The organism is Vibrio sp. R10-SG3-ISO10 (genome assembly GCF_059834185.1).
Map to the genome: position 1 here is coordinate 80,940 of NZ_JCBDHG010000018.1, position 26,998 is coordinate 107,937.

Here is a 26,998-nt window from a genome sequence, read left to right on the forward strand (position 1 = left end):
CCCAGTGATGGGGTTGTTCATTTAACAAGGAGAATAATAATGTTTAAGCCATTGACCCTACTATCTGCATCGATTCTTGCTGTGACCAGTTTTAACGCTGCGGCGAACTGTGATCCGGGCGAGACAGTGATTAAGTTCAGTCACGTAACGAATACAGATAAACACCCGAAAGGTATCGCGGCTTCATTACTGGAAAAACGTGTTAATGAAGAGATGAACGGAAAAGTGTGTATGCAGGTTTTCCCTAACTCGACTCTTTATGATGATAACAAGGTTCTAGAAGCACTGCTTAACGGCGACGTGCAACTTGCTGCCCCTTCTCTATCAAAGTTTGAAAAGTTCACCAAGAAATACCGTATTTTCGACCTGCCATTCCTATTTGAAGACGTAGAAGCCGTTGACCGTTTCCAAAACTCTCAGGCTGGTGAAAAGCTTAAGAACGCAATGCGCCGCCGTGGTCTGCAAGGCCTAGCGTTCTGGCACAATGGTATGAAGCAGATGTCAGCGAACAAGCCGCTAATCTCTCCTGATGACGCAAAAGGTCTTAAGTTCCGTGTACAAGCCTCTGACGTACTGGTTGCTCAATTTGAACAGCTTGGTGCTAACCCACAGAAAATGTCGTTTAAAGAAGTATACGGTGGTCTTCAGACTAAAGTTATCGATGGACAAGAGAACACTTGGTCAAACATTTATGGTAAGAAGTTCTTCGAGGTTCAAGACGGTATTACCGAAACGAACCACGGTATTCTCGATTACCTAGTGGTGACGTCTAAAGACTTCTGGAAAGGTCTACCGGATGACCAGCGTAAGCAGCTAAACAAGATCATCCAAGAAGTGACTGAAACGCGTAACTCTGAGTCTTCACGAGTTAACCTAGCGAACAAAAACAACATCATCGAAGCTGGTGGTGAAGTTCGTACGCTAACACCAGAGCAACGTCAGCAGTGGGTGACTGCGCTTCAACCAGTTTGGAAGAAGTTTGAAAAAGACATTGGCTCTGACCTCATTGAAGCGGCTCTAGCTTCAAACAAATAATAACTAAAACCTAGAAAAACATTGGCCCTCTTGTCGGGAGGAGGGCCTTTCTTTACCTGCGATATAGTGAAGTAACTTATGGAACAGTCAATTTTTGCCAGAATTGGGAAGGTGACAGACGCAATTGAAGAGACATTGATTGCGTTCTTTTTGGGAGCAATGACCTTGCTCACGTTCGCCAACGTTGTATTTAGATATGTCTTTAACGACAACATTTTATGGGCACTGGAGCTTACCGTGTTCATGTTTGCTTGGATGGTTCTTGTCGGCGCTTCTTACGGTGTTAAAAAGCATTTTCACATCGGTGTCGATGTGGTGATTAACCTTGCTCCAGAGCAACTACGTAAAATCTATGCCTTGGTTGCTGCGGCATGTTGTTTGGCTTTCTCAATTCTGCTGTTGATTGGTTCATGGAACTACTGGTATCCGTTTGCAACCGAGCGCGCTTGGTATGAAACAGACGATATTCCAATGCCAGAAATGCTGCAATTCCTTGCTGATTGGCTCAATGAAGGTGAACGTTACGAAAAAATGCCGCGCTTTATTCCTTATATGGCGCTGCCGATTGGCATGGCGCTACTCACATTCCGTTTTGCTCAAATTACGCTACAAATCATCTCAGGTAAGTTGGACCGCTTAATTGCTGGTCATGAAGCGGAAGAAGAGTTAGAAGCGCTAAAAGAAGAGCTCAAGGATGCTGGTGAAGCGATGGAGCCGAAGAACAACAATAACCAGAACAAGGAAAGCTAAACCATGGAAATCTTATTCTTATTCGTCATGGTGATTGGTTTTATGCTTGTTGGCGTGCCAATCGCAATTTCACTGGGCCTATCAAGTATTGTCTTTTTGATGATGCATTCAGATGCGTCGTTAGCCTCTGTCGCTCAAACTCTATTTAATGCCTTTGCTGGGCACTACACCTTATTGGCAATCCCGTTTTTCATTCTCGCTTCAAGCTTTATGTCTACCGGTGGGGTAGCAAAACGTATTATTCGTTTCGCTATCGCAATGGTGGGGTGGTTCCGCGGCGGTCTAGCCATGGCTTCGGTTGTGGCGTGTATGATGTTCGCCGCGCTATCTGGTTCATCACCTGCAACGGTAGTGGCCATCGGTAGTATCGTTATCGCTGGTATGATCAAAAACGGCTATTCAAAGGATTTTGCGGCTGGGGTTATTTGTAACGCTGGTACATTGGGTATCTTGATCCCGCCTTCAATCGTAATGGTTGTCTACGCCGCGGCGACGGATGTGTCTGTAGGGCGTATGTTCCTTGGTGGTGTGATTCCTGGTCTTCTTGCAGGTGTGATGTTGATGATTGCCATTTACATTGCAGCGCGGGTGAAGAATCTACCTAAACAGCCATTCGTTGGTTGGGGAGAAATGTTTGCAGCGGCAAAAGATGCGAGCTGGGGTCTATTGCTGGTGGTTATCATCCTCGGTGGTATCTATGGCGGTATCTTTACACCAACAGAAGCGGCAGCAGTAGCCGCTGTGTACTCTTTCCTTATCGCCAACTTTATCTACAAAGATATGGGGCCGTTTGCCGATAAGAAAAACACCAAACCTGCATTAGTGAAAATCTTCCAAGCGTTTGTCCATAAAGACACAAAGCATACCTTGTATGAAGCAGGTAAGCTGACCATCATGCTGCTGTTTATCATTGCTAACGCTCTGATTCTAAAGCATGTACTAACGGAAGAGCGCATTCCACAAATGATCACCGAGTCTATGCTATCAGCAGGTCTTGGCCCGATTACCTTCTTGATTGTGGTTAACGTTCTATTGCTGATTGGCGGTCAGTTCATGGAGCCATCGGGTCTGTTGATTATCGTTGCACCTTTAGTGTTCCCGATCGCTATCGCGCTAGGTATCGACCCAATCCACCTAGGTATCATGATGGTGGTGAACATGGAGATAGGTATGATTACTCCTCCGGTCGGGCTCAACCTATTTGTGACCGCTGGGGTAGCCAAGATGTCGATGATGCAAGTTGTTAAAGCTGCACTGCCTTGGGTAGCGGTGATGTTCCTCTTCCTCATTATCGTGACATACGTGCCTTGGGTTTCGACATGGCTTCCGACCACACTGATGGGACCAGAGATCATAACCAAGTAACCGAATAAAGTAGTGAACATAAAAAGCCCCAGATAGGCAGTTATCTGGGGCTTTTGTTTTTAGGACATTTCTATTTATGGACAGTGGAGTTAACAAGACAGCAACTCCATTCATCACTTCCGTTTGATGAGTTCAATATAGGCGGTCAAAGATGAACTAAAGGTGAATAGTTCATTCACCTTTATAGTTACTTTTATCTAAGCCATATTTTTGCATTTTGTCGTACAGGGTTTTGCGGGCAAGTTGCAAATGATCCATCGTCTTCTTAATACTGCCCTCATTCTGGTTGAGTGCTTGTTCAATCAGGCTTTTCTCAAATTCGGCAACTTGTTGGGCTAAGCCTAACTCTCGGTTGCTATTCTCAGCGCTATCAGAGCCAAATTGAGATAGCCTGCCAAGCAGCACAAACCGTTCAGCTGCGTTTCTTAGCTCCCGTACATTTCCCGGCCAGTCATGACTCATGAGTTGATGAATTTGCTGTGATTCAATTGCTGGCGCTGACTTACCGTAGCGCGAAGCCGCAACCAATAAAAAGTGGTGAAATAGAGTAGGGATATCCTCTTTGCGTTGTCGCAAGGGTGGTAAATCTAGGGTGACAACATTGAGCCGATAGTAGAGGTCTTCACGAAATGTCCCTTGTTCGGCGGCTTGTTTTAAGTCGACCTTAGTGGCTGCGATGACGCGAATATCAATCGGGATAAGTTCATTGGAGCCAACTCTCTCTATAACACGCTCTTGCAATACGCGTAACAAACGAATTTGCGCTTGCAGAGGCATAGACTCGATTTCGTCTAAGAACAGTGTTCCCCCTTGAGCATGCTCAAATTTACCTACGCGTTTAACATCCGCTCCTGTAAAAGCGCCTTTTTCGTGACCGTAGAGTTCACTCTCAATTAGATTTTCAGGCACCGCACCACAGTTGATGGCGACAAAGTTGTTATCTCTACGTGGGCTTTGCTCATGAATAGAACGAGCGAAGAGTTCTTTACCGGTTCCCGTCTCTCCGAATAGCAGGATGTCTGCATTGGTGTCAGAGATATGAACTATGGTATCGCGCAGAGCTTGGATAGAGGGCGTATCACCAATAATCCTAGGGCCAAGCGTTTGACTCGCTTTCAGGCTACGTTTGAGCTCTTGGTTCTCAATCGTTAAGTCACGTTTCTCCAATGCTCGGCGCGTTGTATCAATCAGGCGATCGATTGGAAATGGCTTCTCGATAAAGTCATAGGCTCCGTTTCTCAGAGCATTTACCGCCATTGAAATATCACCGTGCCCAGTGATGAGTATTACGGGAATATCAGGGTCTTGATGCAAAATACTCGATAAAATGTTTTCGCCGGAAAGTCCGGGCAAACAGATATCCGTGATCACCACTTTTGGCAAACCGTCTTGCTTAATTGCGAGCAGCGCTTCCTCGGCACTTGCAAAAAAGCGCGCTGGAATTTCTTCTAGTTCAAAACTCTGCTCTATCGCTAAACGAATATCACTTTCGTCATCAATGAAGATTACATCGTACATCTGCATTCCTCGTTATTCCTTAATTGGCAGAGAGATAGTGAATCGCGCCCCGCCCATTGGGGACGTCGAGACCTTGAGTGTGCCACCCATAGCTTGGGTGATCTGCTGCGAAATCGACAGCCCTAGACCCAATCCGTTTTTCTTAGTGGTATAAAAAGGTTCGAACAGTGATTGCTGTTTATCACTATCAATACCAGGACCATTGTCATCAACAAAAATGGACAGCTGTTTTTCATCTACTGAGGTAGAAATGGCGACCTGACGCTGTGCTTGGTCTTCGACAGCTTGCATTGCATTGGTCATCAGATTGATAAGAACTTGCTCGAATTGAATAGGATTCAGCTCTACCTCTGGTAAAGGTTGATTGAGTTGAGTCTCAAGCGCAACTTGCTTGGATTTAAATTGTGGAACCAATAGCTCTTTGGCGGCGATAATCAGCGGAACAACATCGAGTTGATTGACCTCATTACTGTCGCTTTTGCGTGCAAACGAACGAAGCTGACTACTGATTTTTGCCATGCGGTCAGTCAACGTTGAGATGCGCGATAAATTATCATCGACGCGGTCATACTTATCTCTCTCTAAAAAGCGTCGGCCATTGTCAGCAAAACTACGGATTGCCGCGAGAGGATTGTTCAGCTCATGGCTAATACTGGCCGACATTTGGCCAAGTACGGCGAGCTTGGCCGCTTGAATCAGTTCATCTTGAGTTTGGCGTAAAGCGTACTCAGTTTTCGTGCGCTCATTGATCTCGGCTTGCAGCTCTGAAGTCCGCTCCATGACCAAGAATTCCAGTTTTTGCTTTGCCTCTGACTGCAATTGTTCGAATTGGCGTTTCTTAAGCTGGCGTTGATAAGTGAGCTGAAGTGAAAGGTAAGCAATGACAAACAATAGTGTCACAACCAATGAAAAGCTTAACGTTGACCAAAGTAAGGTCACCTTAGGAGTTAGTACACGTAAAGTCAGGTCGTGCTTAGCGAGTGGGCGTGATGACACTAAGTATGAGTTTTCGAAGCCAGAAGCAAGCGGGTTACTAAGCTCGGTATGGGGCAAATCCAACTCGCCATCTAAGCCAAACGAACGTATGGGAGAATCCAAATATTGGCGACTGTTTAGGATGGACTGTCGCTGCGCTTCTGATAATGTCGTCAGGCTTTTAAACAACCAATCGTCATTGCTCGACATGAAGATTACGTTGTAGCTGTCGGTGGCGACAAAGGTGTTGGTTCTATTTTGCCAGTTAGCTTCGATAGCGGTGAGATCCATTTTGATAACGATAACGCCGATGATCTCTGCGGCATAAGTCACCGGGTAAGAAAAGTAATACCCTCTCTGTTTCGAACTGGAGCCTAACGCGAAATACTGACTAGGTTTACCTTGAATAGCATTGGAAAAATAAGGGCGCCAAGCATAGTTACGGCCAAGAAACGAACGCTCAAGATTCCAGTTGCTTGAAGCGATGGTGTTGCCGAATTCGTCTAACAAGTACGCATCTGTCGACTGAATGGTTTCGTTGACTTGCTCAAGGTAGCGATTGGTAAGCTCTATTTGAGCGCTATTGTGTGGGTGTTTCAGCGCTGCGATCAGCTCCTTATCTTTGGCTATCAGCTGAGGAAGGTGAGCGTACTTATCGAGCTTGCTTGAAATAAATTCTGCAAAACGTTCAAGCTGCTCTTTGTGTCTCGAAAATTGGTGGCTTTCGCTTGAATTCCATATCCAGCTCGAACCGACAAGAACGGTGAACAGGTAGAGTATGAGCAGATAAAACTTGCTGCGCCTGAACGTTAACATCACTTTTCCTGTGAAACTTCCTTAAACATCCATAGCGTAAAGGTTTTTGTTACAAATGTGTGTACTCTGCGCGGCAAACTGAGGGATAAAACCGGACTTAGATCTTGTTTTGATCTTTAAATGAAAAAAAACATTAGTTTCTCTTGAAAAAGGCATTAATGTCCCCATTTCTGGAAACAAAGACTGCTTTATTGATGTTTTTTTTAGCAGTTAAGTGAGTTTTTAGGGTAATCCCGCAGTGATCGTGGGGATCGGCTCGACAGCTACCGATCTGCTCGGTAGAATGCTGCGTCTAAATTTTTATCCTGAGGCTAATCGGAGATACCTTTACCGGACTAGATTCTAAACAACTAGCTCGAAAGGATATCGCTAATTAGTCCGATGATTGAATTGCTCGATTATCGATACTCGATTTACAAGAGTACTCATAGAGTACAAACAAGGATGGGTCCTTTCTATATTGAATAGGGCACATACGCTCAGTTATCTGAGCCAGTTTTGAGGTTAATGAATAATGCAAGTTACTGTTGAAACGCTAGAGGGCCTAGAGCGCCGTCTAAACATTACTGTTCCTGCTGCAAACATCGAAGATGCTGTTACTGCAGAACTACGCAACATCGCAAAAAACCGTCGTTTCGATGGTTTCCGTAAAGGCAAAGTGCCTCTAAAAATGGTTGCGAAGATGTACGGCAAAGCAGTACGTCAAGACGTAATGGGTGAAGTAATGCAACGTCACTTCATCGAAGCGATCGTTAAAGAGAAAATCAACCCAGCAGGCGCACCAACTTTCGCTCCAGTTGAGACTAAAGAAGGTGAAGACCTAGTATTCAACGCAACTTTTGAAGTTTACCCAGAAGTTGAGCTAAAAGGCCTAGAGAACATCACTGTTGAAAAACCAACAACTGAAGTTCAAGACGCTGACGTTGAAGAGATGATCGAGACTCTACGTAAGCAACAAGCTGGTTGGGTTGAAGTAGAAGAAGCTGCTGAAGAAGGCAAGCGTGCTACTATCGATTTCGTTGGTTCTATCGACGGTGAAGAGTTTGAAGGCGGTAAAGCTGAGAACTTCCCTCTAGAAATGGGCGCAGGTCGTATGATCCCTGGTTTTGAAGACGGTATCGCAGGCAAGACTGCTGGTATGGAATTCGAAATCGACGTAACTTTCCCAGAAGATTACCACGCAGAGAACCTAAAAGGTAAAGCTGCGAAATTCTCTATCAAAGTAAACAAAGTTGAAGCGCGTGAGCTTCCAGAGCTAAACGACGAGTTCGTTTCTAAGTTCGGTGTTGCTGAAGGTGGCGTTGATGCTCTTAAAGCTGAAGTTCGTAAGAACATGGAGCGTGAGCTTAAGCAAGCTGTTAAGAACCGCATCAAAGAGCAAGCGCTTGACGGTCTAGTTAAAGAAAACGAAATCGACGTACCAGCTGCACTTATCGATCAAGAAATCGGCACTCTACGTCAGCAAGCTGCACAACGTTTCGGTGGCAACCCTGAAGCAGCAGAGCAGCTTCCACGTGAGCTATTCGAAGAGCAAGCTAAGCGTCGCGTAGTAGTAGGTCTTCTACTAGGTGAAGTAATCAAGTCTGAAGAGCTAAAAGCTGACGATGAGAAAGTGAAAGCACTTATCGAAGAAATGGCTACTGCATACGAAGATCCAACAGAAGTTGTTGCTTACTACGAGCAAAACGAGCAGATGATGAACAACATGCGTAACGTTGCTCTAGAAGAGCAAGCTATTGATGCAATCATCGCTAAAGCTCAGGTTTCTGAAACAGAAGTTAGCTTCAACGAGCTAATGAACCAGCAGCCAGCAGCGTAATAAGCAATAAAGTGCTTACAAGGTTGACTTAGCGTTAACTATTCTGCTAACAATGGTCCGTATGATAAGTATCATCCGGGCCATTTATTTTAGGGACATAAGAATATGAGCTACCAAGAAAAAAATGCAATGTCGCCAATCCTAAACGCGCTAGTACCAATGGTGGTTGAACAAACTTCCCGAGGTGAGCGTTCTTACGATATTTATTCTCGTTTGCTTAAGGAACGTATCATCTTTCTGACAGGCCAAGTGGAAGACCAAATGGCTAACCTAGTTGTCGCTCAGCTGCTATTCCTAGAGTCAGAAAATCCTGATAAAGATATCTTCCTATACATCAACTCTCCGGGCGGTAGCGTGACTGCGGGTATGTCCATCTACGACACCATGCAGTACATCAAGCCAAACGTAAGCACAGTATGTATGGGACAAGCTTGCTCTATGGGTGCATTCCTCCTTGCTGGTGGTGCTCCTGGTAAGCGTCATGTACTGCCAAACTCTCGTGTGATGATTCACCAACCGCTAGGTGGCTTCCAAGGTCAAGCATCGGATATTCAGATCCATGCTCAAGAAATTCTGACTATTAAGCAGAAGCTAAACAAGTTGCTTGCAGAGCACACTGGTCAGCCGCTAGAAGTTATCGAGCGTGATACCGACCGCGACAACTTTATGTCGTCAGATCAAGCGGTAGAGTACGGTTTGGTTGACTCAGTTTTAACTCATCACCAAGAGTAATACCATATCGCCAAAAGATGCAGGCGAAATTTGGTCAAAATTGATATAAACTCAAAGCAAGACAGTGAAAGCTAATAAGAGGTTAGCGAATGACAGATAAAAGCAAAGAGAGCGGTAGTAGTAAGCTTCTTTACTGCTCTTTCTGCGGCAAGAGCCAGCACGAAGTTCGCAAGTTAATCGCTGGTCCGTCAGTCTACATTTGTGATGAATGTGTCGATCTATGTAACGACATCATCCGTGAAGAAATCAAAGATGTTCTACCGAAAAAACAATCTGAAGCACTACCTGTGCCAAGAGAGATTCGTGAACACCTTGACGACTATGTGATTGGCCAAGATTACGCTAAGAAAGTGTTAGCAGTAGCCGTTTATAACCACTATAAGCGTTTACGTAATGGGGACACCACCAGTGAAGGTGTAGAGCTTGGTAAGAGTAACATTCTACTCATTGGTCCTACTGGTAGTGGTAAAACGCTACTAGCAGAGACGCTAGCTCGTTTCCTAGACGTTCCATTTACAATGGCTGATGCGACAACGCTAACTGAAGCGGGTTATGTTGGTGAAGACGTTGAAAACATCATTCAAAAGCTTCTTCAAAAATGTGACTACGACGTAGCGAAAGCAGAGCGCGGCATCGTTTACATCGATGAAATCGATAAGATTTCTCGTAAAGCTGAGAACCCATCTATTACACGTGATGTGTCAGGTGAAGGTGTTCAGCAAGCGTTGCTGAAATTGATTGAAGGTACGGTTGCTTCAGTACCGCCACAAGGTGGTCGTAAGCATCCACAGCAAGAGTTCCTACAAGTAGATACTTCTAAGATTCTATTTATTTGTGGTGGTGCATTTGCTGGCCTAGATAAAGTGATTGAACAACGTGTTGCGACAGGTACGGGTATCGGCTTTGGTGCAGATATTCGCTCTAAAGACGAAACACGCACTATTGGTGAGCTGTTCTCTCAAGTTGAGCCAGAAGATCTTGTTAAGTACGGCCTGATTCCTGAGTTCATTGGTCGTCTACCAGTTACGACGACGCTAACTGAACTTGATGAAGACGCACTGATTCAAATCTTATGTGAGCCTAAGAACGCGCTAACTAAGCAGTATGCAGCGTTGTTTGAGCTTGAAGATTCTGAGCTAGAGTTCCGTGAAGATGCGCTACGTGCGATTGCTAAGAAAGCAATGGAACGTAAAACAGGTGCTCGTGGTCTACGTTCAATTCTTGAAGGCGTTCTACTTGAAACCATGTATGAACTGCCATCAATGGATGACGTAAGCAAGGTTGTGATTGATGAGTCAGTAATTAAGGGTGAATCTGATCCACTGCTTATTTACAGCAACTCTGACAACCAAGCAGCAGGTGCAGAATCATAATCTGATTCACATAAATTAATGTACGTAGAAAGGGGGTAATCAATTACTCCCTTTTTTTTATTCTTTCATTGAATCCAACCAATTAGCCCCCATATACTGCTCATAGGACAAAGCGGAAGAGAGAAGAATATGAACTTGGAACGTTCCGAACGTATCGAGATCCCCGTACTACCTCTACGAGATGTAGTCGTTTACCCGCATATGGTTATTCCATTGTTTGTTGGACGTGAAAAATCTATTGCTTGCCTAGAAGCGGCAATGGACAACAACAAGCAAGTATTGTTGGTAGCCCAAAAAGAAGCGGACACTGATGAACCAACTCAAGCGGACTTATTTGAAGTTGGTACCGTAGCGACCATCCTGCAACTACTGAAACTCCCTGACGGCACGGTTAAAGTGCTGGTAGAAGGTCAGCAGCGCGCGAAAATAAACCACTTTATTGAAAACGAATTTTTCTTTGCTGACGCAGAGTATCTAACCACATCTGAGTTAGATGAACGTGAGCAAGAAGTTATTGTGCGCAGCGCTATCAACCAATTTGAAGGCTTCATTAAGCTCAACAAGAAGATTCCGCCAGAAGTTCTGACTTCGCTAAACGGAATTGATGAAGCTGCTCGTCTTGCTGATACCATTGCCGCGCATATGCCGCTTAAATTGGCAGAAAAGCAAAATGTGCTTGAGATTCTAGACGTAACAGAGCGTCTTGAGTTCCTAATGGGACAGATGGAATCTGAAATTGACTTGCTTCAAGTTGAAAAGCGCATCCGTACTCGCGTTAAAAAGCAGATGGAAAAATCTCAGCGTGAGTACTATCTGAATGAGCAAATGAAGGCAATTCAGAAAGAGCTAGGTGAAAGCGAAGATGGCGTTGATGAGTTTGAAACTCTGAAGCAGAAAATCGTTGATTCTAAGATGCCGCAAGAAGCGCGTGAGAAGACAGAGCAAGAGCTACAAAAGCTGAAAATGATGTCTCCTATGTCGGCAGAAGCGACGGTTGTACGTGGCTATATCGACTGGATGCTTGGCGTACCTTGGGCAAAACGTTCTAAAGTTAAGAAAAATCTAGCCAAAGCCGAAGAGGTTCTAAACGAAGACCATTACGGCCTAGAGCGTGTTAAAGAACGTATCCTTGAGTACTTAGCGGTTCAAAACCGTATCAACAAGCTGAAAGGTCCGATCCTATGTCTTGTTGGTCCTCCAGGTGTAGGTAAAACCTCACTTGGTCGCTCTATTGCGGCAGCGACAGGTCGTCAATACACGCGTATGGCATTGGGTGGCGTACGTGACGAAGCGGAAATCCGTGGTCACCGTCGTACTTACATTGGTTCAATGCCAGGTAAGCTTATCCAGAAAATGTCCAAAGTCGGTGTGAAAAATCCGTTATTCCTACTGGATGAAATCGATAAGATGTCTTCAGACATGCGTGGCGACCCATCGTCTGCATTACTAGAAGTGCTCGATCCAGAGCAGAACAACGCGTTTAACGATCACTATCTAGAAGTGGATTACGATCTGTCTGACGTTATGTTTGTCGCAACGTCTAACTCAATGAACATCCCAGGCCCACTACTAGACCGCATGGAAGTGATTCGTCTATCTGGCTATACAGAAGATGAAAAACTGAATATCGCTAAGCGCCACTTAGTTGAGAAGCAAATTAAGCGCAATGGTCTTAAAGTTGGCGAGATAGATATCGAAGACTCAGCAATTATCGGCATTATCCGTTACTACACGCGAGAAGCGGGTGTACGTAGCCTAGAGCGTGAGATTTCTAAGATCTGTCGTAAAGCAGTGAAGAACATCCTGCTAGATAAAGATCTTAAGAGCGTGACAGTGACGATGGACAACCTGAAAGAATACTTGGGTGTTCAGCGTTTTGATTACGGTAAAGCTGACGACAGCAACCGCATTGGCCAAGTCACTGGCCTTGCGTGGACGGAAGTAGGCGGTGACCTACTGACGATTGAAACTGAAGCCATGCCGGGTAAAGGTAAGCTAACGCAGACTGGTTCTCTAGGCGACGTGATGCAAGAGTCGATTCAAGCCGCAATGACAGTGGTACGTTCGCGCGCTGAGAAACTGGGCATTAACTCAGATTTCTATGAAAAACGCGATATTCACGTCCACGTGCCGGAAGGTGCGACGCCAAAAGATGGTCCAAGTGCAGGTATTGCGATGTGTACCGCCCTTGTTTCAAGCTTAACAGGTAACCCTGTAAAAGCCGAAGTGGCGATGACGGGTGAAATTACCCTGCGTGGTGAAGTTCTTCCGATCGGTGGCTTGAAAGAAAAACTGCTCGCAGCACACCGTGGTGGCATCAAAACGGTACTGATTCCGAAAGACAATGAACGTGACCTGGAAGAGATTCCTGATAATGTTATTGCAGATCTGAAGGTTATTCCGGTGCAATGGATCGATGAAGTATTGAAAGTTGCATTAGAAAAAGAGCCGTCAGGTGTCGAGTTTGCAGCCGTAAAATAGTGATGTGCAGCAAAAATAAGTAAAAGATTACGCTGATAAGCATAAAAAGGCTTGTCAGCGTTTTTTTTGGGCGCTAACTTTAGCGACTATAGCTTCAAGCCTTGTAATATAAGGGTTCGTCGCTAATTTGAAATGAAATGGAACGTAAAGCTACCGACAAAAATAAAATCAGGTGGCACAAAGGGGAATCACAGTGAATAAAACACAATTAGTAGAAAAAATCGCAGAAAATGCAGATCTATCAAAAGCGTCTGCTGGTCGTGCTCTAGACGCATTCATCGAAGCAGTAGGTGACACTCTACAGTCTGGTGACCAAGTTGCTCTAGTTGGCTTTGGTACATTCAGCGTACGTACTCGTGCAGCGCGCACAGGTCGTAACCCTAAGACTGGTGAAGAGATCCAAATCGCAGAAGCTAAAGTTCCTGCGTTCAAAGCTGGTAAAGCTCTGAAAGACTCTTGTAACTAATCAAAAAATCGCCAGTTAGGCGGATTTTTTCGAACCTTTTTAAATTATGCGCATCATACTGATGCGCATTTCTTTTTCTGGTATTATCGCGCTATTCAATTTTTATTTTAATGAAGTGTATCGTACACAGCTGTAGGGCTTAAGTACGGTGCATAAGCGGAGAGTAGTTTAAGTATGATGGACCGATTACGCGAAGGCGTTAACAGCATCGCGGTTAAAATTATCCTAGGACTTATCATCCTATCTTTCGTATTTGCAGGTGTGGGCAGCTACATTGTTGGTGGTTCAAACAACTCAGCAGCGAAAGTAGGCAATGTGGAAATTGGTCGTGGTGAGTTTGAACAAGCTTACCAAAACGAACGTAATCGTATGCAAGCGCAATTGGGCGATTACTTCTCAAACCTACTGGCTGACCCAAGCTATGTAGAATCTTTCCGTAAATCTGTTCTTGACCGCATGGTGAATGACTTACTTCTAGAGCAACATGCAGAGTCACTAGGCTTGCGTGTCAGTGATACGCAAGTGCGCAGCCTGATTCTAGAAATGCCTCAGTTCCAAGTTGACGGTAAGTTCGACCAAGACATTTATCAAACTGCTCTTCGTCGTGCAGGCTTTTCGGCAGAGAGTTTTGCTGAGTACCTACGTCGTGACCTAGTTCGTAATCAGCTACTGACAGCAATTCAAGGCAGTGACTTTTCTCTACCGGGTGAAGTTGAAGCGCAAAGCAAGCTGCTGACTCAAACTCGTGACATCAAAAAAGTGACGCTATCTCTCGCGGATTTTGCAGCGAAAGCAGAGTTGTCTGAAGAAGAGATTAAAGACTACTACAAACAAAACCCTGAGCGTTATACGCGTCCAGAGCAAGTGAAAGTAGCCTACATTGAGTTGTCAGCGCAGCAGCTTAAAGATTCGATTGAAATCTCAGATGAGCAAGCTAAGCAATACTACCAAGAGCACCTAGATAAGTACTCTTCGGAAGAGCAACGTCGTGTAAGCCATATCCTAGTTGAAGGTAATGACGAAGCGAAAGCTCAAGCAATTCTTGATGAACTTAATGCTGGTGCTGACTTCGCTACGCTTGCGGAAGAGAAATCAGATGACTTTGGAAGTGCCTCTGAAGGTGGTTCTTTAGGTTGGATTGAACGTGATGTGATGGATCCAACGTTTGAAGAAGCGGCGTTTGCTCTGACTAAAGTGGGTGAAACAACTGGTTTAGTTAAGTCTGAGTTCGGTTACCACATCATCAAGCTTGATGAGCTAAAAGATTCTGTCGCTAAGCCTTATCAAGAAGTTGCTGCGGAAATTAAGCAAGAGCTTAAAGATCAGCAAGCGATCGATCAGTACTACGAGCTTCAAAGCGAGCTAGAGAAAGTGGCTTTTGAATACCCAGATTCGCTGGATGATGCGGCTAAAGCTATCAGCGCGAAGATTCAAACTACTGACTTTATTTCAGAGCGTGACGCTCCTGAATTGCTGAAAACGCCTGCAGTACTGCAAGCGATTGTTAGCCCTGAAGTGAAAGAAGATGGCCTAAACTCAGAAGCGATTGAAGTGGCTCCTGAGCATATCGTGGTAGTTCGTGTTGAAGATAGCCGCGATGAAACAGTACTTCCTCTAGAAGATGTTCGTAGCGATGTGGTTAAAGCGCTTGCGAATGTTAAGGGTGAGCAGACGGCTATTGAACTAGCGCAAAATCTGGTTGAAGAACTGAAGCAAGGTAAGCAAGAGCTACTTAGTGAAAATGGTTTGGCTTTTGGTGAAGTAGAAACGCTTGACCGCAGCTCGCCACTTGCTGATGTTGTATTCTCAATGACGAAACCAGCAGAAGGTACAGTTGGCTTTGCGCAAGCGAAAGATCTTAATGGTGACATTGTTGTGGTTGAACTGACAAAAGTCGCGTCAGAGTTTGACCCTCAATACAACCAGCAAATCGGTTCTCAATTGACGCAAGTTAATGCTCAGCAAGACCTATCTGGCCTAATCAATATCTTACGCAAGACTATTGATATCGAGTACTACGTTGTGACTCAGTAAGCACAGCTTGTGTAATTGATACATATCTTAAAACGGACTGCATTAGCAGTCCGTTTTGTTTTCGGTTGCTGCAGATAGGCAGGTTGGCGTTTAAACGTATGCTGAGCGAGTTGATCAATAAACAAGGAGCCCAGTATGCTAAAACAGATCCTTCTCATCGCGGCACTTATGTGTGTCGTGCCGTTCTCTTTTGCCAATGAACCTAAATCCGACCCTAAATATGATGGCATTGAAATTACTGTGAACATAAACACTGCTAGTGCGCAGGAGTTGGCAGATTTACTCAATGGAATTGGAATCAAGAAAGCTCAAGCGATAGTTGAACATCGCGAGCAACATGGTGAGTTTGAGAGTGCAGAATCTTTAACGCAAGTGAAAGGAATTGGCGCAGCAATTGTTGCCAAAAATCAATCTCGGATCCAACTCTAATTTGCTATTTAGTTACGATAGAGCGCATCAGCGCTCTTTTTTCTAATTACTGTCATTCCCGCCTAGAACCTAATAGCGTTTCCCTCTATAATTTGTCGCCGAATTAAGGTCTACGCTTTGAGCGTCGATCTGCAACCAACACGGAGTAAAACATGTCGTCTCATACACCGGTTGTGACCGTTGATGGACCGAGTGGTGCGGGTAAAGGCACTCTTTGTATGCTTTTAGCGAACAAGCTAGGCTTCCACCTATTAGATTCTGGCGCGATCTATCGCGTACTTGCGCTTGCAGCAATTCACCATGGTGTGGACTTAGAGTCAGAAGAAGCGCTTGTTCCGCTTGCAACTCACCTTGATGTTCAATTTGTTGCTGAAGGTGACCTAGTTAAAGTGATCCTTGAAGGAGAAGATGTCTCCGGAGAGCTACGCAAAGAAGAAACCGGTATGGCGGCGTCAAAAGTTGCAGCATTACCGCGAGTGCGCGAGGCTTTATTACGTCGTCAAAGAGCATTCGCTAAAGGACAGGGCTTGATTGCGGACGGTCGTGACATGGGCACGGTTGTTTTCCCTGAGGCTGAAGTTAAAATTTTCTTAGACGCTAGCGCAGAAGAGCGCGCGCAGCGCCGCCTTAAACAGTTGCAAGGCAAAGGGTTAGATGTTAGATTTGACGACCTTTTGCGCGAGATCCAAGAGCGTGACGACCGAGATCGTAACCGCCCAGTGGCTCCATTACGCCCTGCTGAGGATGCGCTTTTGCTGGATTCTACTACGATGAGTATCGACGAAGTGGTAGAAAAAGCACTACAATATATCGAATCGAAGCTAGTCGCTTAGGCGGCTAGGTAAGAGCGTTGGTCGCAAGGATGATGACTGGCGAATTTAATAACCCCACGCGGTAGGACACCCGTGGACGTTTAATTTATTGAAGATTAAATAAATGACTGAATCTTTTGCTCAACTCTTTGAAGAGTTTCTAAACGAGACTGAATTCCAACAAGGTACTATCGTTAAAGGTACTGTAGTAGCTATCGAGAACGGTTTCGTTCTTGTTGACGCTGGTCTAAAGTCTGAGTCTGCAATCCCTGCTGAACAGTTCAAGAACGCTGCTGGCGAACTTGAAGTTGAAGTTGGTTCTGAAGTAGACGTAGCTCTAGACGCTGTAGAAGACGGTTTCGGTGAAACTCAACTTTCTCGTGAGAAAGCGAAGCGTCACGAAGCTTGGATCGTACTTGAGAAGGCTTACGAAGAAGCTGAAACTGTTGTTGGTATCATCAACGGTAAAGTTAAAGGCGGTTTCACTGTTGAACTAAACGGTATCCGTGCTTTCCTTCCAGGTTCTCTAGTAGACGTGCGCCCTATCCGCGACACTGCTCACCTAGAAAACAAAGAGCTAGAGTTCAAAGTTATCAAACTTGACCAGAAGCGTAACAACGTAGTTGTTTCTCGTCGTGCAGTAATCGAGTCTGAGAACAGCGTTGAGCGTGATGAGCTTCTAGAAACTCTACAAGAAGGCGCAGAAGTTAAAGGTATCGTTAAGAACCTTACTGACTACGGTGCATTCGTAGACCTAGGTGGCGTTGACGGCCTACTACACATCACTGACATGGCTTGGAAGCGCGTTAAGCACCCTTCTGAGATCGTTAACGTTGGTGACGAGATCCAAGTTAAAGTTCTTAAGTTCGACCGTGAGCGTACTCGCGTATCACTAGGTCTTAAGCAGCTAGGCGAAGATCCATGGGTAGCAATCGCTAAGCGTTACCCAGAAGGTCACAAACTATCTGGTCGCGTTACTAACCTAACTGACTACGGCTGTTTCGTTGAAATCGAAGAAGGCGTTGAAGGTCTAGTACACGTTTCTGAAATGGATTGGACTAACAAGAACATCCACCCATCTAAAGTTGTTAATGTTGGCGACGAAGTTGAGGTTATGGTTCTTGAAATCGACGAAGAGCGTCGTCGTATCTCTCTAGGCCTAAAACAGTGTAAAGCTAACCCATGGCAATCTTTCGCTGAAGCGCAAGCTAAAGGCGACAAAGTTACTGGTAAGATCAAGTCTATCACTGACTTCGGTATCTTCATCGGTCTAGAAGGCGGCATCGACGGTCTAGTTCACCTATCTGACATTTCTTGGAATGTTGCTGGTGAAGAAGCGGTACGTGAGTACAAGAAAGGCGACGAAATCTCTGCAGTAGTACTAGCAGTAGACGCTGAGCGTGAGCGTATCTCTCTAGGCGTTAAGCAAATGGAAAACGACCCATTCAACGCTTACGTTGCTGAGAAGAAGAAAGGCACTCTAGTTAACGGTACTGTTGTTGCTGTTGACGCTAAAGGTGCAACTATCGAGCTTGAAGAAGGCGTAGAAGGTTACATCCGCGCTTCTGAAGTTTCTCGTGACCGCGTAGAAGACGCTTCTCTAATCCTAAGCGCTGGTGACAGTGTTGAAGCTAAGTTCACAGGTGTAGACCGTAAGAACCGCGTAATCAACCTATCTATCAAAGCTAAAGACGAAGCTGAAGAGCAAGAAGCAATGGCTTCACTGAACAAAGCAGACGATGCTTCATTCGGTAACGCTATGGCTGACGCTTTCAAAGCAGCTAAAGGCGAATAATTAAATCGCTTTTAAGAAAAAGGAGCCGAAAGGCTCCTTTTTTATGTTCGAAAGATTACTAGTAGTAATACCAATCTCTTCAAAGTGTTCTAAAAAAAGCAATTTTTCATTACACATATTGCTCAATTATTGTCTAAAATTGAAAGCAAGTGTTTGTTGGAACTGGTATTACTTACTATAATAAGTGATAAATTACTCTACGAGGGCAACTATGACTAAGTCTGAATTGATTGAAAGACTGTGCGCAGAGCAGACGCACCTTTCAGCGAAAGAGATAGAAGATGCTGTAAAAGACATTTTAGAGCATATGGCGTCAACACTGGAAAGTGGCGACAGAATCGAGATTCGTGGCTTTGGTAGCTTCTCTTTACACTTCCGTGAACCTCGTGTCGGCCGTAACCCAAAAACTGGTGACAAAGTGGAGTTGGAAGGCAAATTTGTTCCTCACTTCAAGCCAGGTAAAGAGTTGCGAGAGCGCGTCAATATCGGCTAGATATTTGTAAAAGACTGATAAAAAAGCGGCATACAAAGCGTATGCCGCTTTTTTATCATTGGAATTACAGAGATAACCATGGTTTGTTTGTAGCTTTTACTGCATAATCGTATCGGCAGAACTTATCTTAGGTGATGGACTATGAAAATTATAAAAATCGTTCTTGTACTGGCCCTATTTTTAATTGCATTGGCATTAGGCTCTCAGAATCAGGCAGTCGTTAATTTTAACTATCTAATTGCGCAAGGTGACTTCCATCTGTCTACGCTGCTTGGTGGCGTCTTTATTGGTGGCTTCGCAGTAGCATGGATAATTTTCGGCAGTTTGCACCTTAAATCTAAGTTGCAGGTGCGTAAACTGAAGAAGCAGCTTAATAAGTTATCTCCGTCAGTGAGTGAAGCAAGCCAAGGTAAAGCTTAAAGTTGTATTAGGTAGGCTGTTACTTGATGTTAGAAATTCTCTTCTTGTTATTGCCAATTGCCGCCGCTTACGGTTGGTATATGGGTAATCGAAGTGCCCAGCAAGACAAGCAGAAACAATCAAACCAAATATCACGTCAGTATGTGACGGGTTTGAACCTTCTTTTGTCAGATCAATCTGACAAAGCTGTTGATCACTTTATCGAACTTCTTCAAGTTGATAATGAAACGATTGATACTCACTTAGCGCTAGGCAACCTATTTCGTTCTAGAGGCGAAGTCGATCGCGCCATTCGTATCCACCAAAATCTAATCTCCCGATCTGGGTTAACAATTGACCAAAAAAATATTGCTTTACAGCAACTTGCTAAAGATTACATGGCATCAGGTTTTCTTGATCGCGCTGAAAAAATCTTTGAGCAGTTGGTTGACGAGCCCGATCATCGCGAAGCGGCTTTGCAGCAGTTGGTAGCGATTTATCAGCAGACACGTGAGTGGAACAAAGCTATCCACTATGCCTCCTTGCTCGTTAAGATGGGGCGCAAGCGAATGCGAACCAGTATTGGCCATTTTTGGTGCGAACTTGCAATGCAAGAAAAAGCAGATGGCAATCATGCAGTAGCGATGCAAAACTTCAAGCGAGCTTTGTCTGAAGATCCAAAGTGTGTCCGTGCCAGTATTGCTTTAGGTAAGTTGTATCTTGATGACGAAGATTACAACAATACCATCAAGTATATGGAGATGGTGTTAGAGCAAGATAGTGACTTTGTTAGCGAAGTTTTGCCTACTTTAGCTGAGTGCTACCATCATCTAGGCCAAGAAGATGAGTTACTAAATTTCTTGCGCCAGTGTATCGTTAACAAGGCGGGTGTATCGGCCGAACTCATGCTTGCTCAACTTGTGGCGCAACATGATGGCGCTGGTGCTGCTCAAGAGTTATTGACTCGCCAACTGGTCAAAAACCCGACCATGAAGGGCTTTTACCGCTTAATGGACTATCATTTAGCGGAAGCTGAAGAGGGTAGAGCGAAGGCCAGCCTTGGCACGTTGCAGAAACTGGTAGGCGAACAGCTTAAGGTTAAGCCTCACTATCGATGTCGTAAATGCGGTTTTTCGACCCATTCCATGTATTGGCATTGTCCTTCATGTAAAGGATGGGGGACGATCAAGCCAATCCGAGGATTGGATGGTGAATAGTTTTTATGGGGTAATCCCATCACAAAATGGCAGCGGTGATCCCGCTGCTTTTTTTCGATTTGTTTAAAGTAAGTTAGGAGATGAAATGATCGACCAAAAAGTAATAGTTGCACTTGATTATGATAACCAAGCTGATGCACTCGCTTTTGTTGATAGAATTGACCCAAGCTCATGCCGACTCAAAGTAGGTAAAGAGATGTTTACGCTATTTGGTCCTGATTTCGTCAAAGAATTGCACAAGCGCGGCTTTTCAGTGTTCTTAGATCTTAAGTTTCACGATATTCCAAACACTTGCTCTAAAGCGGTACGCGCTGCTGCAGAGCTAGGTGTATGGATGGTAAACGTACATGCCAGTGGTGGCGAGCGCATGATGACGGCATCTCGTGAGATTCTTGAGCCTTATGGTAAAGATCGTCCGCTACTTATTGGTGTGACAGTGTTAACCAGTATGGAACAGAGCGACTTAGCCGGAATAGGTCTAAACATCGCTCCACAAGAGCAAGTTATCCGCCTAGCAAACCTGACAAAAAACTCTGGCTTAGACGGTGTGGTTTGTTCTGCGCAGGAGTCCTCTATGCTTAAGAGCGAGCTAGGTAAAGAGTTTAAACTCGTAACCCCAGGGATTCGCCCAGCAGGTGCAGCGGTAGGTGACCAGAAGCGTGTTATGACGCCAGTTGATGCGATTCAAGCGGGATCTGACTATCTTGTTATTGGCCGTCCGATTACTCAGGCCGCTGAACCAGCAGCGGTATTGGCAGACATTAACGCGACTCTCGTGTAACCCCTTTCTAAAGCCAGCGTTCGCTGGCTTTTTTTACCCTCTATCTCTATTCGAATATCAATTTGCTGATCTTTATCTCAATCTTATTACTCGCGCTGTCTACAAGTCCAGATATGATCTTTAATCAATATTATGAATGAGTTGCAGTGTAAGTTATACGTATAAGCGTAACGTTAGAGAAGGAGTTTGATTAATGGCAGATACGTTAGTCGCATCAGTGGGCAGTGAAGCTTTAGGTGGTGCTGTCACGAAAAAAATGACGGTTGGAGATGTTGCGAAAGTCAAAGCTGAAGTTTTAAAAAGAATCAACCAGTCCGCTCATCTTTCGCAAGGGTTTCGCCTTGTCAATCAAACCGAATATCAGTCGAGCTTGGCTGAGTTGCGTGCCCAGCTAAAGTCTAAGAGCTTCCAACAGACGGAAGAAGGCAAAATGTGCAAACTCATGCACGATATCCTTACAGACGATGCTCATTTAGTGGAGTACCTAGATGAAGACCTATCTCAGTACCTAGAAACCAATGCAGCAGGTAAACAGGTATTGAATACTAAGGCGATGGATTTCCATGGCAAAAACCAAGTTGCCAACGCCAAACTGAAACGCAAGCAACTATTTTTGATGTTTAAAGAGATAATTCAAGCACAGGTCGAGCTCAATACATTCGCCGAAAGGCTGAAAGTAGCATTCGGTGCTGAGGTGAGTTTCCCTCCCGGTGCTTACGGAGGAATTAAAAGCTATAGCGGAGCATTAGCGAAAATCACCACACGAGTACGAGCAAATGATGTCGGAGATTTGAAAGACTGCGCGCGCATCACAGTCAAAGTAAAAAGATTTCGTGACCTTCAGAGTGCCAAGTTGTTTATTTGTGGTACGGAAGAATTTCAAGCGGTCGCTACTCACCAAAAAGCGCTGAAAGATCGCTATCAGCTAGCGCGAGGGGGCAGTAATCTAGAACAACACAATGTAGCCCCTGATAGCAGTGGCTACAAAGATATTAAGTTTTTCTTAAAAATGAGTAACGGACAGATTGCAGAACTCCAACTCAATATTCCCGGCATGCTGATTGCGAAGAAGAAGGCACACATCGTTTACGATATAGCGCGAACCAACCAAGACTCTTTTGATAATCGCCAACAGTTCGAGGTCGTAAGCCAAGAAGTGATTGATAAAGTTAAGAAGAAAATGGATGAAGATTGGTTCCAGTTTATCCGCTCTAAGCTAGATGGTGTTGATAATGATGCTAACTGTGTTGAAGCCATGATGGATGTGCTGAAAAGTAAGGGCACCTTAGTGGTTGAGCCAAAACACGCAGAAGCGCTCAACCGGATCAGCAAGAAGCTTTATGCGGCTGGATTAGGCGAAGCATTACTCGATACCTAATGCCAATTAGAATTAACGACAAAAGGATGCTGACAAGCATCCTTTTTTAGTCTGGTGAGGCAAGCGTTAAGCTGGAACTCCGCTATGAAATTTAAAGTCGCTGTCAAGTGAAGCAATCAAGTCAGCTTCTAGTTTACCGAAGTAGTCAACGCGTTCACTGATATCTTCACCGGCGATGTCTTCAGCAAGTGTGAGATAGTCTTGATAGTGCCTAGCCTCTGAGCGTAATAGGGATACGTAGAATTTAGCGATGTCTTCATCCATATGTGGTGCCAGCTTGGCAAAGCGTTCGCATGAACGAGCTTCTATGTAGGCGCCGATAATAAGCTTATCAATCAGGGTTTGTGGCTCGTGAGTAGCCATCTTAGCGATCAAGCCTTTGGCATAACGGCTAGCTTGAACTGGCTCATAGGCGATATTTCTATTGTCCATGATTTCGAGTACCTGATAGAAGTGGTGGAGCTCTTCTTTAATCAACAAAACCATTTTATCGATCAGATCTTGGCTATATGGCGAGTCAGATTTCGCCATTATCGCTTTAGAGATATTGCTCTTACCTTTGAGCGTTTCTAGGCTGCCCGTCTTACGATAAGCAAAGTCTTCATAGGGTTTAAACCAATCAAGCAGACTATGCGCGCTTTGTTTATCTACTGCGTACTTGCGAATCAGGTACATGGCTGACTGGCCTGCCTTAAGCTCACACAGCAAATGGTCAATCAAAACGACTTTAAGGTTTTCAGGCTTGCGAGCTTCTTCTACCCATTTATCTGGCGTTGAGCATTGTAGGAAACCATTAATCGGTTCCAGTAAGCTTTGATATTGTTCTAGTTCAATCATTGTGTTACAGCTTATTTAAAAACAAAAGGCCGCAATTGCGACCTTTTTAGATAGGTTGAGTGGGATTATATTACCACTTTTTCTTTTCGCCAAAGAGCGCATCCATATCGTCTTTGCGTTGATCTTCTTCAATTTGATGAAGCTCTTCAGCATTGCGACTTTGACGTTTTGTTTCAAGCTCATCGTACATGGTCTGTAGCTTCTCGCGAGCTTGTGTTGAGTAACTATCATTCTTGGTACTTAACGCATCAAGACCTTTTTTCAGCAACTGAATAGCGGTACCAGGCTGACCACGAACGATAGCATCATTAGAACGCTTAATGACGTTCTCAATATTGATGCGAATCTGAATGGTTTCTAGTCGAGCATTCTCAGCAACATACGCTTGAGTTTCGAAGCGACCTTTGTTGTGTTCGCTGCGAATAGTATCGCGCAAGCGCTTAACCAACTTGAGCATAACAATCGCTTGCTTATCACTTGAAGGAACTTTAAAGGTCGCGCTTTCGCCACCTTTGAAATTCTCTTCAAGCTGCTTGATCTGTTGCTTTACGTGTTCAACTCGTTGTTCTAATTGCTTATTTTTCGGATCGAGTTCGTGCATACTCTGCAGTGCGTCTAGAATACGGGTATTGAGACACATCAGTAGCTCTTTACTGTAAGGCATATGATGTGCATGCCCAATGAGTTCTTCGGTCGCATCTATGATCTGTAAGTAGCGTGAACTTTCCTGTTTTCGTGCTGTTTCAGCTTTAACTTTATACTGGAGCATAATGTTATAGCCAAGGATCAATACGAGTAAGATGGCAACTAAAGCTATGATTAAACCAATATTCATAAATTCCGTATCTTATGTTTTTTAATGGCTAGCAGATAAGCATACACGATTCCGCTAAGCTACTGCACCTGTTTTGTATTATCGCCCAATTGATAAATTTTATTAATGAAAACTCGGATTGAAAAGCTCATTCTGAGTAATTGATTGCAAAATGGGCAATCAAGCGCAAAAACAGCCTGTATTTCCTTACCTTAATCGCGATTGGACTATCAATTTAAACCTATTGGCGTTATAACTAAATATTATAAACTATATTTGCTCACTATGGGGCGTCGATAAGGGATTGCGAGGTCGAGAATGAAATTACAACAATTGAAGTATATTGTTGAGGTTGTTAATCATAACCTAAATGTATCAGCAACCGCAGAGAGCTTATATACCTCGCAACCGGGTATCAGTAAACAAGTACGTTTATTGGAAGATGAACTTGGTATTCAAATCTTTGAACGTAGTGGTAAACATTTAACCCAAGTGACCAGTGCAGGGCAAGATATTATTCGTATCTCCCAAGAGATCTTAGCTCGTGTAGAAAGCATTAAAGCGGTTGCAGGTGAGCATACTCACCCAGAGATGGGCACTCTCAATATTTCGACCACTCATACTCAAGCTCGTTATGCCTTACCAGATGTGATTAAAGGCTTTACTGCGCGCTATCCAAAAGTATCGCTGCACATGCACCAAGGTACGCCTTCGCAAATGTCTGAGGCCATTGCGAAAGGGACGGCAAACTTTGCTATCGCGACAGAAGCGCTGCACTTGTATCAAGACGCCATTATGTTGCCTTGTTACCACTGGAATCGTTCAATCGTTGTACCTAAGTCACACCCATTGGCGCAAAAAGAGAAGGTCACGATTCAAGATTTAGCCAGCTACCCGCTTGTCACCTACGTATTTGGCTTTACCGGCCGCTCTGAGCTTGATACTGCCTTTAATAAATATGGCCTAACGCCGCGAGTGGTGTTTACTGCCACTGACGCTGACGTGATTAAAACCTACGTGCGCATGGGAATTGGTGTTGGTGTCATTGCGAGTATGGCGATTGACCAAGAACAAGACACTGATTTAGTCGCTATAGATGCAAGTCATATCTTTGGTGCGAGTACAACAAGCATTGGCTTTAGGCGCGGTACTTTCTTGCGTTCTTACATGTTTGACTTTATGGAGCGATTTGCCCCTCACTTGACTCGACCTGTGGTAGAGCAAGCTTTATCACTTAAATCAAACGCCGAAATTGAAGAGATGTTTAAAGACATCGATCTACCGGTACGCTAGCATCTCGATTGGCTTCCCTCTAAAATACCCATTCAGGGGGAAGCCATGTTAAACCAATTCCAATTACTCAATCAGTTCTTGATTGAGCATCAAGCCTACTGGCGCTTCGAGCCATTTTTTCTATCTGATCAACAATCTTTGCCTTGGCTTAGTCAAAGTTCCGCGTTGTGCGGCTGGTTAGAGAGTCTTTCCCCAGAGAAAATTACTTCCTATAAGCAAGACAACGCTTCATTGCTTAACGATATGTCATGCTACCTACCTTGTCTTGAGCAGATTAGTGGCTGGACAACATTGCCACAAATTGACAGCAAAGGTCTTGAGTTAGCGCGAGGGGTTGAAAGTGGCGTTCCCGGGCGGAAGTTAGCGCAAATTCTCTCAATGGGAGAAGCGGCTATCAACAACCATCATGGTGGTGAGTGGCTTGAGTGGTGCTCAGGCAAGGGGTTTCTAGGGCGAATTCTTGCGAGCCAAACTCAGCAAAAAGTCACTAGTTTTGAATATCAGCAAGCGTTGTGCGAGTCTGGCCAACGTGAGGCAGACAAACAAGGTCTCGCGATGCAATTCATTCAAGGTGATGCGCTGAGTGAGCAAGCCGAAGCGGCATTCAACAGTAATCAACATGCGGTTGCCTTGCATGCATGCGGTGATTTGCATGTTTCACTGATCAACCACGCAACGCGAAAGCAACTTCCTGCCGTTACCTTATCGCCATGCTGCTATCACTTGGTAAACTGCGACACCTACCAAGCATTATCTGAGCTTGGTCGAGCTTCGATACTAACTCTAACGCGCCAAGAGCTAAGAATCCCTCTACAGGAAACGGTGACGGGTGGTGAGCGTGTCAAACGCCATCGTATAGAAGAGATGACTTTTCGTCTTGGCTTCGACCTATTGACGCGCGAGATCACGCAAACTGACAGGTATCAACCTGTTCCTAGTATCAAAAAGTCTCAGTTAGCACAAGGGTTTGAAGCTTTTTGTCGCTGGGCCTGTGAGCAGAAGGGAATCAATTTGCCCGAAGTAGATTTTGGCTACTACGAAAAGTTGGGCTTAAAAAGATACTGGCAGATGGAACGTATCAGTTTGGTACAGCAACCTTTTCGCCGCGTGTTGGAACTGTGGCTAGTGCTAGATAAGGCGCTGTATCTGCAAGAACAAGGCTACACGGTGACTTTATCGGAGTTCTGTACCAGAGAGACAACTCCGCGCAACTTATTGATTCATGCTGTGAAACAGTAAACGACAACGCGGCTCTCCTTTTGTTGCTTTAATGTTAAAAGTTGCTTTTCTTTTGAACAGCATGTTGGTAATAATATTAATGTGCACATAATTTGTGCAATAACAACAATACTAAATATACCCTCACACAACATTATTGCTTATACC

The 26,998-nt window shown here is 44.6% G+C and carries 23 protein-coding genes; 19 read left to right on the forward strand and 4 right to left on the reverse strand.

What is annotated here, in order from left to right:
* The first annotated feature begins 39 nt into the window (after positions 1 to 39).
* The 3 genes from AC6R16_RS09610 (at position 40) to AC6R16_RS09620 (ending at position 3,150) form a co-directional block, all read left to right on the forward strand.
* Positions 40 to 1,035 carry a TRAP transporter substrate-binding protein gene (locus AC6R16_RS09610; RefSeq protein WP_004748532.1) on the forward strand — a complete coding sequence of 332 codons (996 nt, stop codon included), beginning with the start codon at positions 40 to 42 and terminating at the stop codon, positions 1,033 to 1,035.
* A 78-nt stretch (positions 1,036 to 1,113) separates the two neighbouring features.
* Positions 1,114 to 1,785, forward strand: coding sequence for a TRAP transporter small permease (locus AC6R16_RS09615; RefSeq protein WP_500674261.1), 672 nt, complete (start codon positions 1,114 to 1,116; stop codon positions 1,783 to 1,785).
* A gap of 3 nt (positions 1,786 to 1,788) precedes the next feature.
* Entirely contained in the window at positions 1,789 to 3,150 is a 1,362-nt protein-coding gene (locus AC6R16_RS09620) for a TRAP transporter large permease (protein WP_171321070.1), read from the forward strand.
* 171 nt (positions 3,151 to 3,321) lie between these two features.
* On the opposite strand, the gene AC6R16_RS09625 is transcribed toward AC6R16_RS09620, so the two are convergent.
* Positions 3,322 to 4,668: a sigma-54-dependent transcriptional regulator gene (locus AC6R16_RS09625; protein WP_500674262.1), complete on the reverse strand. Its 1,347-nt coding sequence runs from the start codon at positions 4,666 to 4,668 to the stop codon at positions 3,322 to 3,324.
* A 12-nt stretch (positions 4,669 to 4,680) separates the two neighbouring features.
* Positions 4,681 to 6,459, reverse strand: a complete 1,779-nt coding sequence (locus tag AC6R16_RS09630; protein ID WP_500674263.1) for an ATP-binding protein — start codon at positions 6,457 to 6,459, stop codon at positions 4,681 to 4,683.
* Between the two features lie 514 nt (positions 6,460 to 6,973).
* On the opposite strand from AC6R16_RS09630, the gene tig reads away from it, so the two are divergent.
* The 14 genes from tig (at position 6,974) to AC6R16_RS09700 (ending at position 22,668) form a co-directional block, all read left to right on the forward strand.
* On the forward strand, positions 6,974 to 8,278 hold the full coding sequence (gene tig / locus AC6R16_RS09635; protein WP_004748538.1) for a trigger factor: 1,305 nt from the start codon (positions 6,974 to 6,976) through the stop codon (positions 8,276 to 8,278).
* Between the two features lie 105 nt (positions 8,279 to 8,383).
* Positions 8,384 to 9,010 carry an ATP-dependent Clp endopeptidase proteolytic subunit ClpP gene (clpP, locus tag AC6R16_RS09640; protein ID WP_239825371.1) on the forward strand — a complete coding sequence of 209 codons (627 nt, stop codon included), beginning with the start codon at positions 8,384 to 8,386 and terminating at the stop codon, positions 9,008 to 9,010.
* A gap of 89 nt (positions 9,011 to 9,099) precedes the next feature.
* Complete coding sequence (gene clpX, locus AC6R16_RS09645; protein WP_004748541.1) at positions 9,100 to 10,383, forward strand: ATP-dependent protease ATP-binding subunit ClpX; 1,284 nt, start codon at positions 9,100 to 9,102, stop codon at positions 10,381 to 10,383.
* A 129-nt stretch (positions 10,384 to 10,512) separates the two neighbouring features.
* The gene (lon, locus tag AC6R16_RS09650; RefSeq protein ID WP_500641739.1) at positions 10,513 to 12,864 is read left to right on the forward strand and encodes an endopeptidase La; all 2,352 of its coding nucleotides are present in this window, start codon (positions 10,513 to 10,515) and stop codon (positions 12,862 to 12,864) included.
* A 193-nt stretch (positions 12,865 to 13,057) separates the two neighbouring features.
* Entirely contained in the window at positions 13,058 to 13,330 is a 273-nt protein-coding gene (gene hbs / locus AC6R16_RS09655; RefSeq protein WP_004414742.1) for a non-specific DNA-binding protein Hbs, read from the forward strand.
* 174 nt (positions 13,331 to 13,504) lie between these two features.
* The gene (gene ppiD / locus AC6R16_RS09660; protein ID WP_239825373.1) at positions 13,505 to 15,364 is read left to right on the forward strand and encodes a peptidylprolyl isomerase; all 1,860 of its coding nucleotides are present in this window, start codon (positions 13,505 to 13,507) and stop codon (positions 15,362 to 15,364) included.
* A gap of 135 nt (positions 15,365 to 15,499) precedes the next feature.
* On the forward strand, positions 15,500 to 15,793 hold the full coding sequence (locus AC6R16_RS09665; RefSeq protein WP_500641741.1) for a ComEA family DNA-binding protein: 294 nt from the start codon (positions 15,500 to 15,502) through the stop codon (positions 15,791 to 15,793).
* A gap of 152 nt (positions 15,794 to 15,945) precedes the next feature.
* Positions 15,946 to 16,626, forward strand: coding sequence for a (d)CMP kinase (cmk, locus tag AC6R16_RS09670; RefSeq protein ID WP_500641742.1), 681 nt, complete (start codon positions 15,946 to 15,948; stop codon positions 16,624 to 16,626).
* 103 nt (positions 16,627 to 16,729) lie between these two features.
* On the forward strand, positions 16,730 to 18,400 hold the full coding sequence (rpsA, locus tag AC6R16_RS09675) for a 30S ribosomal protein S1 (protein WP_004748546.1): 1,671 nt from the start codon (positions 16,730 to 16,732) through the stop codon (positions 18,398 to 18,400).
* Between the two features lie 211 nt (positions 18,401 to 18,611).
* Positions 18,612 to 18,893: an integration host factor subunit beta gene (ihfB, locus tag AC6R16_RS09680; RefSeq protein WP_006881264.1), complete on the forward strand. Its 282-nt coding sequence runs from the start codon at positions 18,612 to 18,614 to the stop codon at positions 18,891 to 18,893.
* Between the two features lie 141 nt (positions 18,894 to 19,034).
* Complete coding sequence (locus AC6R16_RS09685; RefSeq protein ID WP_004743675.1) at positions 19,035 to 19,313, forward strand: LapA family protein; 279 nt, start codon at positions 19,035 to 19,037, stop codon at positions 19,311 to 19,313.
* A gap of 26 nt (positions 19,314 to 19,339) precedes the next feature.
* Positions 19,340 to 20,509: a lipopolysaccharide assembly protein LapB gene (lapB, locus tag AC6R16_RS09690; protein WP_500641743.1), complete on the forward strand. Its 1,170-nt coding sequence runs from the start codon at positions 19,340 to 19,342 to the stop codon at positions 20,507 to 20,509.
* Between the two features lie 85 nt (positions 20,510 to 20,594).
* The gene (gene pyrF, locus AC6R16_RS09695) at positions 20,595 to 21,290 is read left to right on the forward strand and encodes an orotidine-5'-phosphate decarboxylase (protein WP_500674264.1); all 696 of its coding nucleotides are present in this window, start codon (positions 20,595 to 20,597) and stop codon (positions 21,288 to 21,290) included.
* 193 nt (positions 21,291 to 21,483) lie between these two features.
* A complete protein-coding gene (locus AC6R16_RS09700; protein WP_500641745.1) occupies positions 21,484 to 22,668 on the forward strand; it encodes a hypothetical protein in 1,185 nt (394 codons plus the stop codon).
* A gap of 66 nt (positions 22,669 to 22,734) precedes the next feature.
* Here AC6R16_RS09700 and miaE read toward each other — a convergent pair whose 3' ends face one another.
* Both miaE and AC6R16_RS09710 read right to left on the reverse strand, forming a co-directional pair.
* Complete coding sequence (miaE, locus tag AC6R16_RS09705) at positions 22,735 to 23,505, reverse strand: tRNA isopentenyl-2-thiomethyl-A-37 hydroxylase MiaE (protein WP_500674265.1); 771 nt, start codon at positions 23,503 to 23,505, stop codon at positions 22,735 to 22,737.
* A 70-nt stretch (positions 23,506 to 23,575) separates the two neighbouring features.
* Positions 23,576 to 24,340 carry a hypothetical protein gene (locus tag AC6R16_RS09710; RefSeq protein WP_004743671.1) on the reverse strand — a complete coding sequence of 255 codons (765 nt, stop codon included), beginning with the start codon at positions 24,338 to 24,340 and terminating at the stop codon, positions 23,576 to 23,578.
* A 297-nt stretch (positions 24,341 to 24,637) separates the two neighbouring features.
* Here AC6R16_RS09710 and cysB point away from each other — a divergent pair, with 297 nt between their 5' ends.
* Positions 24,638 to 25,612, forward strand: a complete 975-nt coding sequence (cysB, locus tag AC6R16_RS09715; RefSeq protein ID WP_004749651.1) for an HTH-type transcriptional regulator CysB — start codon at positions 24,638 to 24,640, stop codon at positions 25,610 to 25,612.
* 45 nt (positions 25,613 to 25,657) lie between these two features.
* Entirely contained in the window at positions 25,658 to 26,851 is a 1,194-nt protein-coding gene (locus AC6R16_RS09720) for a methyltransferase (protein WP_500674266.1), read from the forward strand.
* The last annotated feature ends 147 nt before the right edge of the window (positions 26,852 to 26,998 follow it).